Source organism: Paenibacillus xylanexedens, assembly GCF_007676705.1.
Taxonomy (GTDB): domain Bacteria; phylum Bacillota; class Bacilli; order Paenibacillales; family Paenibacillaceae; genus Paenibacillus; species Paenibacillus xylanexedens_C.
This window is the reverse complement of the sequence record NZ_VEBF01000027.1, coordinates 1-546: the sequence shown is the minus strand read 5'-3', so window position 1 is coordinate 546 and position 546 is coordinate 1. Positions and strand designations below refer to the sequence as shown.

Below are 546 nucleotides of genomic sequence, written 5' to 3'. Positions count from 1 at the left end.
TCCTCACCCACATCCAATCCTCCCCTATCCAAACCAAACAACTCCACTTCACCAATCATTTTCCCAATACTCCTATCACCTACCTAATCCCCAAAATCATACCCCACACTTCCATCAATCATCATCACATCATCAATCAAATCCTCACCCCTATCATAACCCTCACCCTCACCTAATTTCTTCTCCTCTAATACATTCTTCACCTTCCCAATCATATAACCCAATTTCATCCCATATCCCTCTTTTTCATTCCCCCACATATCCACTTTTTTCAATCTAACACAACTACCGTCCTCCTCAATCCACTCCACCACCTCATCCCATATATCCATCATCTTCCTCCTCAACCTCACATCCCCCATAACTTCAATCATAATCCCTTCCTATTCACCCAAACCGACCTTCCCTTCCATCAACACCCTCTCCCATCTTACATCTCAACTTACCCAACCATTTCCATCCCCCTCTCCACCCATCCACCAACCCAACCCCAAATACCTCCCCACATCCCACTCATCCTCACCCTAAAATTTCTTCACCCACCCT

1 protein-coding gene is annotated in these 546 nt (G+C 45.4%); it reads right to left on the bottom strand.

The features are described 5' to 3' along the window. Positions 1-83: 83 nt before the first annotated feature. The gene (locus FS628_RS30135) at positions 84-374 is read right to left on the bottom strand and encodes a hypothetical protein (protein WP_145326647.1); all 291 of its coding nucleotides are present in this window, start codon (positions 372-374) and stop codon (positions 84-86) included. Positions 375-546 lie beyond the last annotated feature (172 nt).

What these genes read in the sequence shown, in the direction of transcription:
- FS628_RS30135 (WP_145326647.1), bottom strand. Translation starts at nt 374, where the DNA reads ATGATTGAAGTTATGGGGGATGTGAGGTTGAGGAGGAAGATGATGGAT.